The organism is Mycoplasma sp. 1890 (genome assembly GCF_053851615.1).
In genome coordinates, this window is sequence record NZ_JBSQAZ010000012.1 from 16,813 (window position 1) to 31,389 (window position 14,577).

Annotated in this window: 28 protein-coding genes; all 28 read left to right on the forward strand. The window is 30.7% G+C overall.

Annotation, left to right across the window (positions count from 1 at the left end; genetic code table 4):
- Positions 1-927, forward strand: coding sequence for a 50S ribosomal protein L4 (rplD, locus tag ACWXVO_RS02625; protein WP_438340905.1), 927 nt, complete (start codon positions 1-3; stop codon positions 925-927).
- Positions 927-1,391 carry a 50S ribosomal protein L23 gene (gene rplW, locus ACWXVO_RS02630; protein WP_455966485.1) on the forward strand — a complete coding sequence of 155 codons (465 nt, stop codon included), beginning with the start codon at positions 927-929 and terminating at the stop codon, positions 1,389-1,391. The genes rplD and rplW overlap by 1 nt, the downstream gene beginning before the upstream one ends.
- Before the next feature lie 114 nt (positions 1,392-1,505).
- Complete coding sequence (gene rplB / locus ACWXVO_RS02635; RefSeq protein ID WP_438340903.1) at positions 1,506-2,354, forward strand: 50S ribosomal protein L2; 849 nt, start codon at positions 1,506-1,508, stop codon at positions 2,352-2,354.
- Positions 2,354-2,635 (forward strand): 30S ribosomal protein S19, encoded by a 282-nt coding sequence (gene rpsS / locus ACWXVO_RS02640; protein ID WP_438340902.1) that lies wholly within the window; start codon positions 2,354-2,356, stop codon positions 2,633-2,635. Before rplB ends, rpsS begins: the two co-directional genes overlap by 1 nt.
- Position 2,636: 1 nt before the next feature.
- On the forward strand, positions 2,637-3,005 hold the full coding sequence (gene rplV, locus ACWXVO_RS02645) for a 50S ribosomal protein L22 (RefSeq protein WP_438340901.1): 369 nt from the start codon (positions 2,637-2,639) through the stop codon (positions 3,003-3,005).
- A gap of 1 nt (position 3,006) precedes the next feature.
- Positions 3,007-3,750 carry a 30S ribosomal protein S3 gene (gene rpsC, locus ACWXVO_RS02650; RefSeq protein ID WP_438340900.1) on the forward strand — a complete coding sequence of 248 codons (744 nt, stop codon included), beginning with the start codon at positions 3,007-3,009 and terminating at the stop codon, positions 3,748-3,750.
- Positions 3,728-4,165: a 50S ribosomal protein L16 gene (gene rplP, locus ACWXVO_RS02655; protein WP_444705167.1), complete on the forward strand. Its 438-nt coding sequence runs from the start codon at positions 3,728-3,730 to the stop codon at positions 4,163-4,165. Before rpsC ends, rplP begins: the two co-directional genes overlap by 23 nt.
- Positions 4,166-4,167: 2 nt before the next feature.
- Entirely contained in the window at positions 4,168-4,368 is a 201-nt protein-coding gene (rpmC, locus tag ACWXVO_RS02660; protein ID WP_438340898.1) for a 50S ribosomal protein L29, read from the forward strand.
- Positions 4,368-4,649, forward strand: a complete 282-nt coding sequence (gene rpsQ, locus ACWXVO_RS02665) for a 30S ribosomal protein S17 (protein WP_438340897.1) — start codon at positions 4,368-4,370, stop codon at positions 4,647-4,649. Before rpmC ends, rpsQ begins: the two co-directional genes overlap by 1 nt.
- The gene (rplN, locus tag ACWXVO_RS02670) at positions 4,642-5,010 is read left to right on the forward strand and encodes a 50S ribosomal protein L14 (RefSeq protein ID WP_438340896.1); all 369 of its coding nucleotides are present in this window, start codon (positions 4,642-4,644) and stop codon (positions 5,008-5,010) included. Before rpsQ ends, rplN begins: the two co-directional genes overlap by 8 nt.
- The gene (gene rplX / locus ACWXVO_RS02675; RefSeq protein ID WP_456002447.1) at positions 5,010-5,345 is read left to right on the forward strand and encodes a 50S ribosomal protein L24; all 336 of its coding nucleotides are present in this window, start codon (positions 5,010-5,012) and stop codon (positions 5,343-5,345) included. Before rplN ends, rplX begins: the two co-directional genes overlap by 1 nt.
- A 21-nt stretch (positions 5,346-5,366) precedes the next feature.
- On the forward strand, positions 5,367-5,921 hold the full coding sequence (rplE, locus tag ACWXVO_RS02680) for a 50S ribosomal protein L5 (protein ID WP_438340894.1): 555 nt from the start codon (positions 5,367-5,369) through the stop codon (positions 5,919-5,921).
- An 11-nt stretch (positions 5,922-5,932) separates the two neighbouring features.
- Positions 5,933-6,118, forward strand: a complete 186-nt coding sequence (locus ACWXVO_RS02685) for a type Z 30S ribosomal protein S14 (RefSeq protein WP_004417000.1) — start codon at positions 5,933-5,935, stop codon at positions 6,116-6,118.
- 2 nt (positions 6,119-6,120) lie between these two features.
- A complete protein-coding gene (rpsH, locus tag ACWXVO_RS02690; protein WP_438340893.1) occupies positions 6,121-6,531 on the forward strand; it encodes a 30S ribosomal protein S8 in 411 nt (136 codons plus the stop codon).
- A 28-nt stretch (positions 6,532-6,559) separates the two neighbouring features.
- Positions 6,560-7,099, forward strand: a complete 540-nt coding sequence (gene rplF, locus ACWXVO_RS02695; RefSeq protein WP_438340892.1) for a 50S ribosomal protein L6 — start codon at positions 6,560-6,562, stop codon at positions 7,097-7,099.
- Between the two features lie 21 nt (positions 7,100-7,120).
- Positions 7,121-7,468 (forward strand): 50S ribosomal protein L18, encoded by a 348-nt coding sequence (gene rplR / locus ACWXVO_RS02700; RefSeq protein ID WP_438340891.1) that lies wholly within the window; start codon positions 7,121-7,123, stop codon positions 7,466-7,468.
- Complete coding sequence (gene rpsE / locus ACWXVO_RS02705; RefSeq protein WP_444705164.1) at positions 7,468-8,103, forward strand: 30S ribosomal protein S5; 636 nt, start codon at positions 7,468-7,470, stop codon at positions 8,101-8,103. Before rplR ends, rpsE begins: the two co-directional genes overlap by 1 nt.
- A 23-nt stretch (positions 8,104-8,126) precedes the next feature.
- Positions 8,127-8,561, forward strand: coding sequence for a 50S ribosomal protein L15 (gene rplO, locus ACWXVO_RS02710; protein WP_455966484.1), 435 nt, complete (start codon positions 8,127-8,129; stop codon positions 8,559-8,561).
- The gene (gene secY / locus ACWXVO_RS02715) at positions 8,561-10,033 is read left to right on the forward strand and encodes a preprotein translocase subunit SecY (protein ID WP_438340888.1); all 1,473 of its coding nucleotides are present in this window, start codon (positions 8,561-8,563) and stop codon (positions 10,031-10,033) included. The genes rplO and secY overlap by 1 nt, the downstream gene beginning before the upstream one ends.
- Positions 10,027-10,698 carry an adenylate kinase gene (locus tag ACWXVO_RS02720; RefSeq protein WP_438340887.1) on the forward strand — a complete coding sequence of 224 codons (672 nt, stop codon included), beginning with the start codon at positions 10,027-10,029 and terminating at the stop codon, positions 10,696-10,698. Before secY ends, ACWXVO_RS02720 begins: the two co-directional genes overlap by 7 nt.
- Positions 10,692-11,444 carry a type I methionyl aminopeptidase gene (gene map / locus ACWXVO_RS02725; protein ID WP_438340886.1) on the forward strand — a complete coding sequence of 251 codons (753 nt, stop codon included), beginning with the start codon at positions 10,692-10,694 and terminating at the stop codon, positions 11,442-11,444. The genes ACWXVO_RS02720 and map overlap by 7 nt, the downstream gene beginning before the upstream one ends.
- The gene (gene infA / locus ACWXVO_RS02730) at positions 11,444-11,680 is read left to right on the forward strand and encodes a translation initiation factor IF-1 (RefSeq protein ID WP_438340885.1); all 237 of its coding nucleotides are present in this window, start codon (positions 11,444-11,446) and stop codon (positions 11,678-11,680) included. Before map ends, infA begins: the two co-directional genes overlap by 1 nt.
- Positions 11,681-11,694: 14 nt before the next feature.
- Positions 11,695-11,808: a 50S ribosomal protein L36 gene (gene rpmJ, locus ACWXVO_RS02735; protein WP_438340884.1), complete on the forward strand. Its 114-nt coding sequence runs from the start codon at positions 11,695-11,697 to the stop codon at positions 11,806-11,808.
- 4 nt (positions 11,809-11,812) lie between these two features.
- Positions 11,813-12,181, forward strand: coding sequence for a 30S ribosomal protein S13 (rpsM, locus tag ACWXVO_RS02740; RefSeq protein ID WP_438340883.1), 369 nt, complete (start codon positions 11,813-11,815; stop codon positions 12,179-12,181).
- Positions 12,182-12,183: 2 nt separating this feature from the next.
- Positions 12,184-12,561, forward strand: coding sequence for a 30S ribosomal protein S11 (rpsK, locus tag ACWXVO_RS02745; RefSeq protein ID WP_438340882.1), 378 nt, complete (start codon positions 12,184-12,186; stop codon positions 12,559-12,561).
- 33 nt (positions 12,562-12,594) lie between these two features.
- The gene (locus tag ACWXVO_RS02750; protein WP_438340881.1) at positions 12,595-13,656 is read left to right on the forward strand and encodes a DNA-directed RNA polymerase subunit alpha; all 1,062 of its coding nucleotides are present in this window, start codon (positions 12,595-12,597) and stop codon (positions 13,654-13,656) included.
- Complete coding sequence (rplQ, locus tag ACWXVO_RS02755; protein WP_438340880.1) at positions 13,656-14,021, forward strand: 50S ribosomal protein L17; 366 nt, start codon at positions 13,656-13,658, stop codon at positions 14,019-14,021. The genes ACWXVO_RS02750 and rplQ overlap by 1 nt, the downstream gene beginning before the upstream one ends.
- A gap of 16 nt (positions 14,022-14,037) precedes the next feature.
- Positions 14,038-14,235, forward strand: a complete 198-nt coding sequence (gene rpmF, locus ACWXVO_RS02760; protein WP_438340879.1) for a 50S ribosomal protein L32 — start codon at positions 14,038-14,040, stop codon at positions 14,233-14,235.
- Positions 14,236-14,577: the final 342 nt, after the last annotated feature.

Here is a 14,577-nt window from a genome sequence, read left to right on the forward strand (position 1 = left end):
ATGTCTACAATTGTTGATAAATACTATATCTCAGAAAAGTTTGATAAAGACCGAAACATATCATTTAATTTCAAAAAAGCAAAAGAAAAAGTTTCAGGAAATTTTGCTGAATTTATTGATGCTGTTAATGAATTTATTAATGTTAGCGAAAAATCTAAGAATAGTACTAGAGTATGATTTCACCGTAATGGAGCATATAGTGGTAGTGTTGATGTAGAAAAGGCTAGAATTATTGCTAACAGAGTTATTGAAGCTAAAGTTGAAAGCAAGGATGCTATCGAGTTTATTGAAAAAGAAAATTTAGTTGATAAACCAGCATCACCAGCTAAAAAAATGGAAGAAAGTGATTTTGAATTGCCAAAGAGTGTGTTTGGATTAGAAAAGATACATACTCAATCAGTTTTTGACGCTATTTTGGTAGAAAGAGGCTCAAAACGTCTGGCTACTCATAAGGTTAAATCACGTGGTGAAGTTAGTGGAACAGGCAAAAAACCATGGCCACAAAAACATACAGGTAATGCTCGTGCCGGGTCATTAAGAAGTCCAATCTTTGTTGGTGGCGGTAGAGCATTTGGACCAACAACCGAAAGAAATTACAATCTTAAAATTAATAAAAAAGCTAGAAAAAATGCTTTATTCTCAGCATTAACAATGCTAGCAAATGCAAATTCTGTTTTAGTTAGAGAATACGAACTAGAAAGTATTTCAACTAGAGCCTTATTAGTTGAATTGAATAAGGATAATCTAATTGGATTAAACAATATTCTAATAGTTTCTTCAAATGAAACCATTTATAAATCGGCTAAAAATTTACCAAATGTTAATGTAAACAAGGTTACATCATTGTCAATCGAATCATTAGTAGCTGCTGATGTTTTAGTGATTAGCAAGGAAGATGTTAAGTTCTTAGAAGGGATGGCAAAATAATGAATATTAATCATGTTATTAAATATCCAGTTTTAACTGAAAAATCAGAAATTGCTAGATCTAATCAAAATGTCTATACATTTGTGGTTGACAGAAGAACAAACAAAATTGAAGTTAAAAAAGCTGTTGAATTTATCTTTGATGTTAAAGTTGAAAAAGTTAATATCATTAATTATGATAAAAAACCAGCTAAATTAGGTAGATTTGCAGGGTTTAAAAATGCCGTTAAGAAGGCTGTTGTGTTTTTAGACAAAAATTCAAAAATTGTTTTATTTGCTGAAGAAGCTAAAGAAGCAAAGAAGGCAAAAGAAACTGAAATGAAGTCTGAAAATGTCGAAACAGTTAAACAAATATCAGAAGCCGAACTAAAAGCAGCAGAAAAAATTAAAAGAGCTGCAGAAGCAAAAACGCAAAAGTCTGAAGAAAAAGCAGAAGAAATTAAGCAAGAAACAGAATCAAAATAATTAATCTCGATAAAACAAAAACTATAAGATTAATTTTTAAAAATAATAATTTAGATTCTTAAAAGATAAATATTATACAAACAAATATTTTTAAGAAATGGAGAAAAGAAGACAATGGCTATTAAAAAATTTAAAGCTTATACAAATGGTCGTCGTAATATGTCTTCTCTTGACTATCAAGCAAATTTAACTGGACATAAACCAGAAAAATCATTGCTTGTGGCACTTCCAACACATTCCGGAAGAAATAATCAAGGTAAAATTACAACTCGTCACCACGGTGGCAGATTAAAAAGATTTTATCGTATTATTGACTTCAAAAGATATAACAAGGATGGAATTGAGGCTATTGTTAAAACAATCGAATATGATCCAAACAGATCAGCCAATATTTCTTTAATTGTTTATCGTGATGGAGAAAAGAGATATATTATCAGTCCAAAAAATATTAAGGTTGGACAAAAAGTTATTTCAGGAGAACATGTAGATATACAAATAGGAAATAACTTACCACTTGGAAATATTCCAGAAGGTACATTTGTTCACAATATCGAATTACAACCTAAACAAGGTGGAATTATTGCTCGTTCTGCCGGTAGTTCAGCGCAAATTTTAGGTAAGGATGAATCAGGAAAATACGTTATCTTAAGACTAAAATCTGGCGAAGTGAGAAAAGTTCTAGGTGTATGCCGCGCTACAATCGGTGAAGTTGGAAATGAAGAACACTCATTAGTTAATATCGGTAAAGCTGGTAGAAATAGATTGAGAGGAATTAGACCTACAGTTAGAGGTTCAGCCATGAACCCTAATGATCACCCACATGGTGGTGGTGAAGGTAAACAACCTATTGGTAGAAAATCACCAATGACTCCATGAGGTAAAAAAGCTCTGGGTGTTAAAACTAGAGCAACTAAAAAATCATCTAACCAATTTATTATTAGAAGAAGAAAGGAAAGTAAATAATGTCTCGTTCATTAAAGAAAGCGCCCTTTGTTGATGATCACTTAATGAAAAAAGTGGTTGCTATTATTGAAAATAAAGCACCAAAGCGTCCAATCAAAACCTGATCAAGACGTTCAACAATTTATCCTGAATTTATTGGTTTAACATTTCAAGTTCACAATGGTCATGCATTTCTTGATGTCTTTGTAACAAATGATATGGTCGGCCACAAATTAGGTGAATTCGCACCAACAAGAACATTTAATGGTCACGGTGCTGATAAGGCTAAAGGAAAGAAATAATATGGCACAAATAGTTAAGGCATCAGTTAAAATGCAAAGAATTAGTGCGAGAAAAGCTAGATTAGTAGCAGATTTAATTCGCTATAAATCAGCTACACAAGCATTAATCATTTTGCAAACAACATACAAAAAGGCTTCAGAAATTATTCTTAAACTTTTAAATTCAGCGATTGCTAATGCAACAAATAATTTTGGTTTAGATGCTACTAAATTAGTAGTTTCAAAAATTTTAGTAAATGAAGGTCCTACATTAAAAAGATTTCAACCTCACTCACGTGGCAGAGCATACCCAATTTTAAAAAGAACTAGTCACTTTTATGTTGAATTAATGGAATTAAATACAGACGAACTAAATAAGGAGGCAAAATAATATGGGTCAAAAAGTTAATCCAAATGGTTTTCGTTTTGGTATAACAAAACCGCATAATACTGTTTGATATTCAGACAAGCAAGATTTTGCTAAGTTCTTATTAGAAGATCAAAAAATTTATGATTTCTTTGATAAAAAGGTTCGTGAATATTTAATTGGCAATGTTCAAATTAAGAGAAACCAAAACAGTAATATTATTGTTTATGTATATACAGCTAAACCAGCTGCCTTATTAGGAACAAATGGTGATAATATTAAAGCTATAACATTAGCTCTTAAAAAAGAACTAAGAAATAAAAAAATTAATATTACTATTGATGTAATAGAACTAAAAAATCCCGACTTAAATGCAAGACTATTAGCAGAAGGCATTGCTGTTAAATTAGAAAATCGGGGAAGCTTCAGATTAGCACAAAAATTTGCTATCAAAAGTGCTATGAAAGCAGGAGCTAAGGGTATTAAAACCTCTGTATCTGGCCGTTTAAATGGTGTTGATATGGCTAGAACGGAAGGATATACCGAAGGTGAAATGAAATTGCATACTTTAAGACAAGATGTAGATTATGCTGTTGCTAAGGCTAAAACAACATATGGTATCTTGGGCATTAAGGTTTGAGTTTCATTAGGTGAAATTTTAGAAAACGGAAAAGCACAAGTTAGTGCTTTGGAATCAAATAAAACTGAAAGAAGACCGAGAGTTATTAGAAAGGGCGGTGAAAAACATGCTTCAACCAAAGAGAACTAAACATAGAAAAATGTTTCGTATCCGCCACGATAAAACTAAAGCACATCGTAATAACACAGTTTCATTTGGTGAGTTTGGTTTAAAATCAACCTCATCGGCATGAATCAGTGCAAGACAAATTGAAGCAGCTCGTATTGCTATTACTCGTCGTATGGGTCGTGAAGGTAAGGTTATTATCAAAATATTTCCACATATGTCAAAAACATCTAAACCTATTGGGGTTCGTATGGGATCTGGTAAAGGTAGTCCTGATCAATGATTTGCAGTTGTTAAAGAAGGAACAGTGATGTTTGAAGTTATGGGAAACCAAACTGATACTATGAAAGACGCTTTAAGATTAGGCGGTCATAAGTTGCCTGTTACTTGAAAAATTGTTTCTAGAGATGCTACATGTCAATCGGAAGGAGAAAAATAATTATGTCATATACTGAATTAAAGAAAAAAACAGTTGAAGAACTAAAAACTTTATTAGCAGAATTAAGAGCAGAATTATTTTCTCTACACTTCAAAAATGCGACTCGTCAATTAGACCAAACCCACAAAATTAATTTAGTTAAAAAAGATATTGCTAGAACCTTAACTGCTATAAATGCCAAAAAGGAAGAAGGAGATAAATAATGGAACAAGTTAGAGAAAATCATCGTAAGAAGCTTGTTGGAACTGTAATTAGTACTAAGAATGAAAAAACTATTACTGTTATGGTTGAAACATATGCAAAACACCCATTATACTCAAAGCGTTTCAAAGTATCTAAGAAATTTGCTGTTCATGATGAAAAAAATGAAGCAAAAATTGGTGATGTTGTTGAAATACAAGAAACAAGACCACTTTCAAAAACTAAACACTTTAGATTAGTTGAGATTAAATCACACGCTATCGGAGGAAACGAAAATGCTTAGTGAATTTTCGAGATGTAATGTAGCCGATAATTCTGGCGCCAAAGAAGTAATGATTATTAAGAACCTTGGTGGTTCGGTTGTAAGAAGCACAAATATTGGTGACATTGTTGTTGTTACTGTTAAAAAGGCAATCCCTAATGGTGTGGTTAAAGAAGGTCAAGTTTTAAAAGCAGTTATTGTTAGAACAAAAAGAGGCATTGCAAGAGAAAATGGTTCATACATTAGATTTGATGATAATGCTGTTGTTTTAATTAAAGAAGATGGTACTATGAGAGGTACTCGGGTATTTGGTCCTGTAGCGAGAGAACTTCGTGAAAAAGGATATTTAAAAATAATTTCATTAGCTCCGGAGGTTTTATAATGTCTCAAGCTAAAATTAGAAAAAATGATATTGTTTTAGTTATTTCAGGAAAAGAAAAAGGTAGATTTGCATCAGTTTTATCAACAAATGTCAAGAAACAAACCGTTGTTCTAAAAGAAATTAACATGAAAACCAAACACCATAAACCTTCACAAGAAAATACTGAAGGAAAAATTGAAAAGAAAGAATTTCCTATTCACATTTCTAATGTAGCATACCTAGCAAAAAAAGGTGCACAAGGCCAAAAGTCAATTGGAACAAAAATAGGATTTAAAGTTGATGCTAAGACCGGTAAAAAACAAAGAGTTATGAAAAAAGTTAATAAGGTTATATAAGTAAATAAGGAGAAATAGAAAATGGCTAAATTAGAATTAGAAAAAAAATATTTAGAGCAAGTTCGCCCTGAATTAGTTAAAGAATTTGGTTACTCATCAATTATGCAAGCTCCGCGTTTACAAAAAATTGTTATTAATATGACAGCCGGAAATGAAGTATCAAACTCAAAAGCTATTGAAGAGGTTATGGTTGAATTAAGCCAAATAACTGGACAAAAACCATATCAAACAGTGGCAAAAAAATCATTGGCATCTTGAAAATTGCGTGAAGGTATGCCAATGGGTGGAAAAGTAACATTAAGACGTGAAAGAATGTGATCATTTTTAACTAAATTAATTAATATTGCTTTACCTCGTGTACGTGACTTTAATGGTACAAGCTTAAAAAGTTTTGATGGTCGTGGTAACTACGCGATTGGTATTAAAGAAGAAATTATTTTCCCAGAAATTTCATTTGATAAAATTCGTAAGTTAAAAGGTATGGATATTATTCTTGTAACCAGTGCAAATTCAGATAAAGAAGCATTTGCATTATTAAAGAAACTTGGAATTCCATTTGCAAAAGGTACTAATTAAGGAGAATTTGTATGGCAAGAAAAGCGTTAATGATTAAAGCTGAACGTGAACCAAAATTTTCAGTTAGAAAATACACACGTTGTCAAATTTGTGGTCGTGTTCATGCAGTGTTACGTAAATATAAAATTTGTAGAATTTGTTTTAGAGAATTAGCACACGAAGGAAAGATTCCTGGCGTAAAGAAAGCGAGTTGATAATTATGGCTATTATTACAGACCCAATAGCAGATATGTTTGTTAGAATTAAAAATTCTATTTCAAGAAAGTATCATGAAGTTCTAGTTCCTCACTCAACTAAAAAAGAAAAAATCTTAGAAATTTTTACAAGAGAAGGTTATATTACTTCATATGAAATCATTACCTCACCAAAAGGTTTTAAAGAAATTAAAATTACTTTAAAATACAAAGGAATGAATCAAAATCTATCTGCAATTACAGATATTAAAAGAGTTTCTAAACCAGGTTTAAAAGTATATTCATCAGCTGACAAATTACCTCGTGTTTTAAGTGGATATGGTACAGCAATTATCTCAACATCAAAAGGTCTATTAACTGATAAAGAAGCAAGAAAAGCCAACTTAGGTGGCGAAGTTATTGCCTTTATTTGATAGCACTTACCTAGATTTAAGGATTTAAACTATGTCAAGAATTGGAAAAAGAGTTTTATCTATTCCTCAAGGTGTTGAAATAAATTTATCAAAAAACCATATTGTTATTAAAGGTAATTTAGGCCAATTAGAATATACATTTTCACCATTAATTTCTGTTATTATTGAAAATAATGAAATTAAAACTTTAAGAGCTAATGAAGAAAAAACTACAAAGCAATTGCATGGTACAACAAACGCTATTATTAGTAATATGTTAATCGGAGTTTCAAAAGGTTATAAAAAAGAAATCGAAATTAAGGGTGTTGGTTACAAAGCAACACTTAAGGGAAATGAAATCGAAATAATTGCCGGATATTCGCACAGTGTAGTTAAGGCAATTCCATCAAATCTAAAAATTGAGGTACCAAAACCAACTAATATTATAATTTCTGGTATTGATAAACAAGCTGTTGGAGAATTTGCTGCAAATATAAGAGATATTAGACGTCCAAGCCCATATTCAGGTAAGGGAATTATGTACAAAGATGAAGTTATTAGACGTAAGGAAGGAAAAACTGCTGCTAAGTAGTTAAAAAATAGGTAAAAAATTATGTTATCAAGAAATGAAAGACGTAAAGTTAAACATTTAAAAATTACTAATAAATTAGCAAAAGGTACTTCACAAAGACCACGTGTTGTTGTATTTAAATCATTACATAACTTTTATGCACAAGCAGTTAATGATGAAACACATACAACATTAGCTTCATTTTCAACTAGACAATTATCTGAAAAAGGGAATAATATTGAGGCAGTAAAAATGGTAGCAAAGCAATTTGCTCTAAAACTAAAAGAAGTAAATGTTTCTGAAATCGTTTTTGATCGTTCAGGCTATATTTATCATGGTAAATTAGCAGCATTTGCAGACACATTAAGAGAAGAAGGGATTAAGTTCTAATGGCTGAAGAATTAAAGAAAGAAAATACTGAAGTAGCTAAGGAAACTAAGGTAGTTTCACCTATTAAAAAACCAGAAATAAAAGAAAATAATAAAGCAACTACTGAACGAAAAGCTTTTGCTCCTAAGAAACAATTTAGTGCAACTCCTGCAGCTAAGATTTTTGAAGAAAAAGTTATTGATATTGCCAGAGTTACAACCGTTGTTAAGGGTGGAAGAAGATTTTCATTTTCAGCATATGTTGTTGTCGGCGATAAAAAAGGTAAAGTTGGATTTGGACACGGAAAAGCAAATGAAGTTCAAGATGCTATTAAAAAAGCAGTTAAAGATGCACAAAAAAATGTATTCAACGTTCCTATAGTTAACGGAACCATTCCACACGAAATAAAAGAAAAATTCCTAGCTTCAAAAGTACAACTACGTCCTGCTCCTAAAGGTGCTGGTATTATTGCTTCTAATACAGTGCGTGCTGTTGTGGAATTAGCTGGTTATACCGATATTTCTACAAAAACATATGGTTCAAGAACAAAACACAATATTGTTCATGCCACAGTTAATGCACTTAAGAAGATTAAAACAGTTGAAGAAATTGCTAAACTACGTGACATTGATGTAAAGCATTTATTAGCTAAATAATATAATATTAAGGAGTGTTATTTATGAAATTACATACATTAAAAGCAACACCTGGCGCTCGTAAAGAAAAACATCGTGTCGGACGTGGTCATGCTGCCGGTAAAGGGAAACAAGCTGGTAGAGGGCAAAGTGGACAAACAAAAAGAAGTACAGTTAGACTAGGTTTTGAGGGTGGACAATTACCACTATTCAGAAGAATTCCTAAACGTGGTTTTAATAATGTAAATCACGTTGAATTCCAAATTGTTAATATTTCTTCGCTAGAAGAAAAATATACAAATAATGAAGTTGTTTCTTATGAAACATTGATAGCAAAAAACCTTATCAAGGGAGTATTGCCGGTTAAAATTTTAGGAAGAGGAACACTAACTAAAAAGTTGACTGTTTCAATTCCGTCTCTTTCACAATCAGCTAAAGAAGCTATTGAAAAAGCTGGAGGAAAAATCGAGGTTCAATAATGGCTAAAAGATCTAAAGTAGAAAAGGAAATATATAACAAAAGACTCGAGCGCAAATTAGCAATTGATAAATTTTTTGCTAAAAAAAGAAACTCGTGATCAGAATGATGAAAAAATCATGGTCTTTTTAAGAAGATCTTATTTACTCTTTTTGTTATTTCACTTTTCTTAATAGCTGGTACTATTACTTTACCAGGTGTTGAATTAGCACATCAAGACAGATTGAATCAAGGTGATTTCTTTGGTATCTTAAACTTGGTAGGTGGCGGTGGATTACGTAGATTCTCCATAGTCGCCTTGGGGATTGGACCTTTTATTTCTTCATCGCTAGTAATGATGATTTTGCAAACAAAAGCATTCCCGGCGGTTCATCGTTTAAGTCAATCAGGTCCATTGGGTAGAATAAAAATTAATTTTATAACTTATACTGTTACATTGTTCTTTGCAATATTTCAAGCAATATTGATTACAAGAGCATTAGTAAATCCACAGACTGATAATTTTGGTATAAGATTTTCTGATAGTTTAGTTAAGTCTCTTGGCGAAAAAGGAACCTTTGCTTATCAATGAGTGATTCTTCCTTTATTGTTAGTAGCTGGATCATTCTTTTCTTTATTTTTATCAGAACAAATAACAAATAAAGGTGTTGGGAATGGAACGAGCTTAATTATCTTTGTCGGAATTGCTAGCTCACTAGTTCCAACCTTCAGACATGCTTTTGAATACTATATGCCATCAGTAAAAAATAATAATTCGGTTGTTTTAAAGGAAACACTAAACTTTATTGTTTATTTACTGGCGTATTTATTAGTAATTTTTGTTGTAATATTATTTACTCTTGCTGAAAGAAAAATTCCAATTCAACAAGTTGGGGCAGGATTATCTAAAACGGAAAAAGAATTAAGTTATCTACCTATCAAAGCAAACCCGGCAGGAATTATGTCAGTAATTTTTTCAATGATGGTTCTTTCTGTTCCTACATTGATTGCAGGGTTATTTGATCCTAATACAAGTAGATATTATCAATGAGTTTATTCAAATCTTCAACTAACACAACCATTAGGATTCTTCTTATTTGTTATCATAACATTTGGATTAACTATTTTAATGGGAATACAACAATCTAAAATTGATAAGATTAGTGAGGATTTTGCAAAAAGCAGTACGTTCATTCCTGGAATTAGACCGGGTGAACAAACTGAAAATTATTTATTAAATACTGTGTTAAGATTATCATTCTTTTCTGCTGGGTATTTAATAATATTGGGGGCATTGCAATTCATTCAACAAATGTTTGGAATGCCTGCACCAATAGCGTTTGGTGGAACATCAATAATGATTCTAGTTTCAACAGCAACAGAAACCGTTCAACAAATTCAAGCAAGATATAAATCACAGGAACTTGCGCGAAGAAGACGAATGATTAAAGAATTAAAAGAAGTATATGGAGAAGACGAAGATTTAATATGATAGAAAGATGTCAAATTAAGAAGCCTAATTTGATTTTTATAGGTGCACCAGGTGCTGGCAAGGGTTCTCTTTCTAAGCTATTAGTTGAAAATTTTGGGTATTTTCAACTTTCAACTGGTGATATGTTTCGTCAAGAAATTAAAAATAAAACAGAATTAGGGCTAAAAATTAAAAACATATTAGAATCAGGAAAATATGTTGATGATAATATAACTAATCAGCTAGTTGAAAATAAACTAACTAGCTTAGTTAATGAGAAAATACCTTTTATTCTTGATGGTTTTCCAAGAACGATTGATCAAGCTGAGTTTTTAGATACACTTGAAAAAAAAGGGATTTATATTGACCAAGTTATTTTATTAAATATTACCGATGAACAAATTATTGAACGTTTATCGAAGCGTAGAATTTGTCCTTCATGTAAAACAATTTATCACCTAGAATCATTCCCACCAGCTAATGACAAATTCTGTAAACATTGTAAAACAGAAGTTGTCAAAAGAGCTGATGATGAAGAAGAAGTAGTATTAAAACGTCTTGCGATATATAACGATCAAACAAAATGTTTAATAGATTTTTATAAAAAAAAGAATATAGTTTCAGAAGTAAATAGCTATCAATCATTAAAAAAAGTGTTTGATGACGTTAAAGAGGCCTTGAAATGATAAAAATTAAGAATCAAATCGAAATTCAAAAAATTAAAAAGGCCTGCGCAATCTTGGCAGAAGTCAAAAAAATTCTTTGAGACTTTATAAGACCAGGCGTTTCTTTAAAAGAAATTGATAGCGTCGCTTTTAAAGAAATTAAGAAAAGAGGAGGAAAACCAGCTTTTTTAGATATGTATGGTTTTCCTGCAACTTGTTGTATTTCAGTTAATGAAGAATTAATTCATGGTATCCCTTCTGATTATGTTGTTAAGGATGGGGATATTGTAAAAATTGATACCGGGGTAGTATGGGAAGGATATTATTCTGATTCTGCCTTTACAAAAGGTGTTGGCAATATTACACAAAAAGATAAGGAATTAATTCAAGTTGCAAAAGACGCTTTTTATGCAGGATTTAATGCAATTAAAGTAGGTAAACGCTTTGGTGATATATCTGCTGCAATCGGAAATTATATTCGTCAAAAAGGCTATTATACACCTGATGAATTTTGCGGTCATGGTATAGGTAAAAGTTTGCATGAAGATCCGCTTATAAATAATGACGGTATTCCAAATACAGGTGATTTTATTAAAAACGGTATGGTTATCTGTATTGAACCAATGATTTTACAAAAGTCAAAAAAAACATTAATTAAAGAAGATAATTGAACTGTTATTGATCCATTAGGTTTTAATACTTCGCACTACGAGCAAACAGTATTAATTGATAATGGTGAAGCATATATATTATCAGGAGACAACATTTAATGGGAAAAAACAAGAAAGATAAAAAAGAAGAAGTTATTAAAATGACTGGTAAAGTTACCAAGATGCATTCAACAAAAAATTATGATGTTTTGTTAGAAAATAATCTTGAAATTAAGGCTTATATTTCAGGAAAAATGTCTCTACATAACATTAAACTTATTCCCGGTGATATGGTTGATGTTGAAATCAGTCCTTTTGATTGAACGTTAGGCAGAATAGTTTTTCGCCATAAATAAAACTAAGGAGAATTATGAAAGTTAGAGCATCGATTAAAAGCATTTGCAAAGACTGTAAAATAATTAAAAGACACGGCGTTAATAGAGTAATTTGCATTAACCCAAAACACAAACAAAGACAAGGATAAAAAAATGGCTAGAGTTTTAAATATAGAAATTCCAAATAATAAAAAAGTTCGTATTTCTCTAACATATATTTTTGGTATAGGTCCAACAATTGCTAAGCAAATCTTAGCTGCCGCAAATGTTGATGGAGAAAAAAGAGTTAAAGAATTAAGTGAAGAAGAATTAACACGCATTAGAGATGAAGCTAAACAATATACTACTGAAGGTGATTTAAAGAGAGAAATTAATCTAAATATTAAAAGATTAATGGAAATTAAATCATATCGTGGTATTAGACATAGAAAAGGATTGCCAGTAAGAGGCCAATCAACTAAGAAAAATGCAAGAACAAGAAAAGGCCCAAGAAAAACGATTGCTGGAAAGAAAGGTAAATAATAATGGCTAAGAAAAACAAAAAAGTTGTTACGCAAGGTATTGCGCATATTCACTCAACATACCAAAATACAATTGTTTCTTTTTCAGATTTAAAGGGAAATGTTTTTGCATGATCTTCTTCGGGGGCAATTGGATATAAAGGTACGAAGAAGAAAACTCCATATGCTGCTGGCCTAGCCGCAGCTGCTGCTGTTGAAAAAGCCAAAGAATTTGGTTTAAAGGAAGTGTCGATTATGGTTAAGGGTGTTGGTCCTGGAAAATCAACAGCTCGCAAGCAAATTGAAACAAGTGGTTTTACAATTAAGGATGTTAAGGATGTTACTCCTACTCCTCACAATGGTACTCGTCCTCCAAAGAAAATTCTTAAAAGAGAAAAATAATTTAGATTTACAAGGATAACATAGGGGGATATTATGGAAAAAATTCAAAAAATTACTTATAAAGAATTAGTCGCTGAAAAAGTAAATGATTTTAATACAACATTTGTAATCGAACCATTATCGCGTGGTTATGCAAATACAATGGGGACTACTTTAAGAAGAACCTTACTTTCTTCTATTACATCAGTTGCTCCATTTGCGATTAAAATCAATAATGTCGAACATGAATTTCAAACAATTAGTGGTTTACAAGAAGATGCGATAACATTAGTTAGAAATATAAGAAGCATCCGTTTTGTTTACAATGAAGAAATGTTTGAAAAAGATAACTTAGCAAAAATATCATTTAAGGCCAATAAGGAAGGCGAAATCTATGCTTATGATATTCCTGAGGTTAGTGGCCTAGAAATAGTAAATAAAGATCAATATATTGCTAATATAGCCAAAGGTGGCTCATTAGAATTTGAATTATTTTTAAGAAAAGGTCGCGGTTTTGTTGATTTTGAAGAAAATAAGAATGTAATTAGTCAATATGGTTCAAGATTAGAATCAAATATTAAAAATGGTCAATTTTTAGCAATGGATAGTGATTTTAGTCCTGTTAAAAAATGTGCAATCTCTTTTGAGGAATTAAATAGTTCATCTAAATTAGTTGAAGAAAGATTAAAAATTAAACTAGAAACCGATTGCACAATTACAGCAAAAGATGCGATGGAACAGGCTGCTAAGATTATTGTTGCTCATTTTCAAATCATTGGTAATATTGATGCTTTGGAATCGATAGAATTATTCGAAGAAAATAAAGATAAAAAAGATAAGGAAATTAAGTCATCTGTATCAATCAGTAAACTTGGCTTATCAGTAAGATCAGAAAATGCTTTAAAAAGAGCAAAATTCACCACTATTGAAGAAGTATTAAATTTAACTGATGAAGAATTGGCAAATATTAAAAACCTAGGTAAAAAATCAATTCAAGATATTATTGATAAAAGAAATGATTGAAAAAATAGAATTGGCAATGATGCTGATTTCGAAAGCGACACCACGATAGATTCACTAGAACAACTTAAAAAATCAGATGAGGGAGAAGAATAATGGCTAACCCAAAACAACTATTTCGTAGAAATACTGAATGATGAAACCATGTAGAAAGATCGTTAGTTACCGATTTATTGGTAAACGGTCAAGTTAAAACCACTCTTGAAAGAGCTAAAAGAATTAGATCAAATGCAGAAAAGATGATTACACTCGGAAAGAAAAATACCCTTTCAACCAGAAGACAAGCAGCTAAATTTTTAAGACTTATTCCTTCAAAAGTTGAAAACAAAGATTCGTTACAATATTTATTTGATGTTCTAGCATCAAAATACGCCCAAAGAAATGGCGGATATACAAGAATAATTAAAATTAATAACCGTGCTGGCGATAATGCTAAAATGGCAATTATTAAATTAGTATAAAAATAGGAGATAAATTATGGCTATAGTTCCAAAAAGAAAAACCTCAAAGCAAAGAAAAAATTTAAGAAGAAGTCATCATGCATTAAGTCCTATTACGTTAGTAGAATGCAAGCATTGCAAACAATCAATTATTCCTCACCAAGCATGTAGATATTGTGGATTTTATAAGGAAGAAAAAGTTCTTAAAAATGTTATTAATGATAAAATTAAATAATTTTAGAAACACCAAGTTGTTGACTTGGTGTTTTATATTTAATAAGTTATACTTGACTTTTTTAGTAAAAGATATTATCTATATTAGATTATATTTTTTTATTAATAATTTCAAAAATAAAAAAATTTTATATATAATATATAAGCTTTCTATTTTTGCTTGATTAGTTTTTAATTAAACTAATTTAGTAATATCTAAGATTTTTTAAAAAAAATAAAAAAATATTATTAAAAAAAATAAAAAGCGTATAATAGTAATTGTAGCTTTTTTGCTAACAAATATTAAGATAGTTCTTTGAAAACTGGATACGAATACCATAACGTCAATTTTAATTTTTTAAAA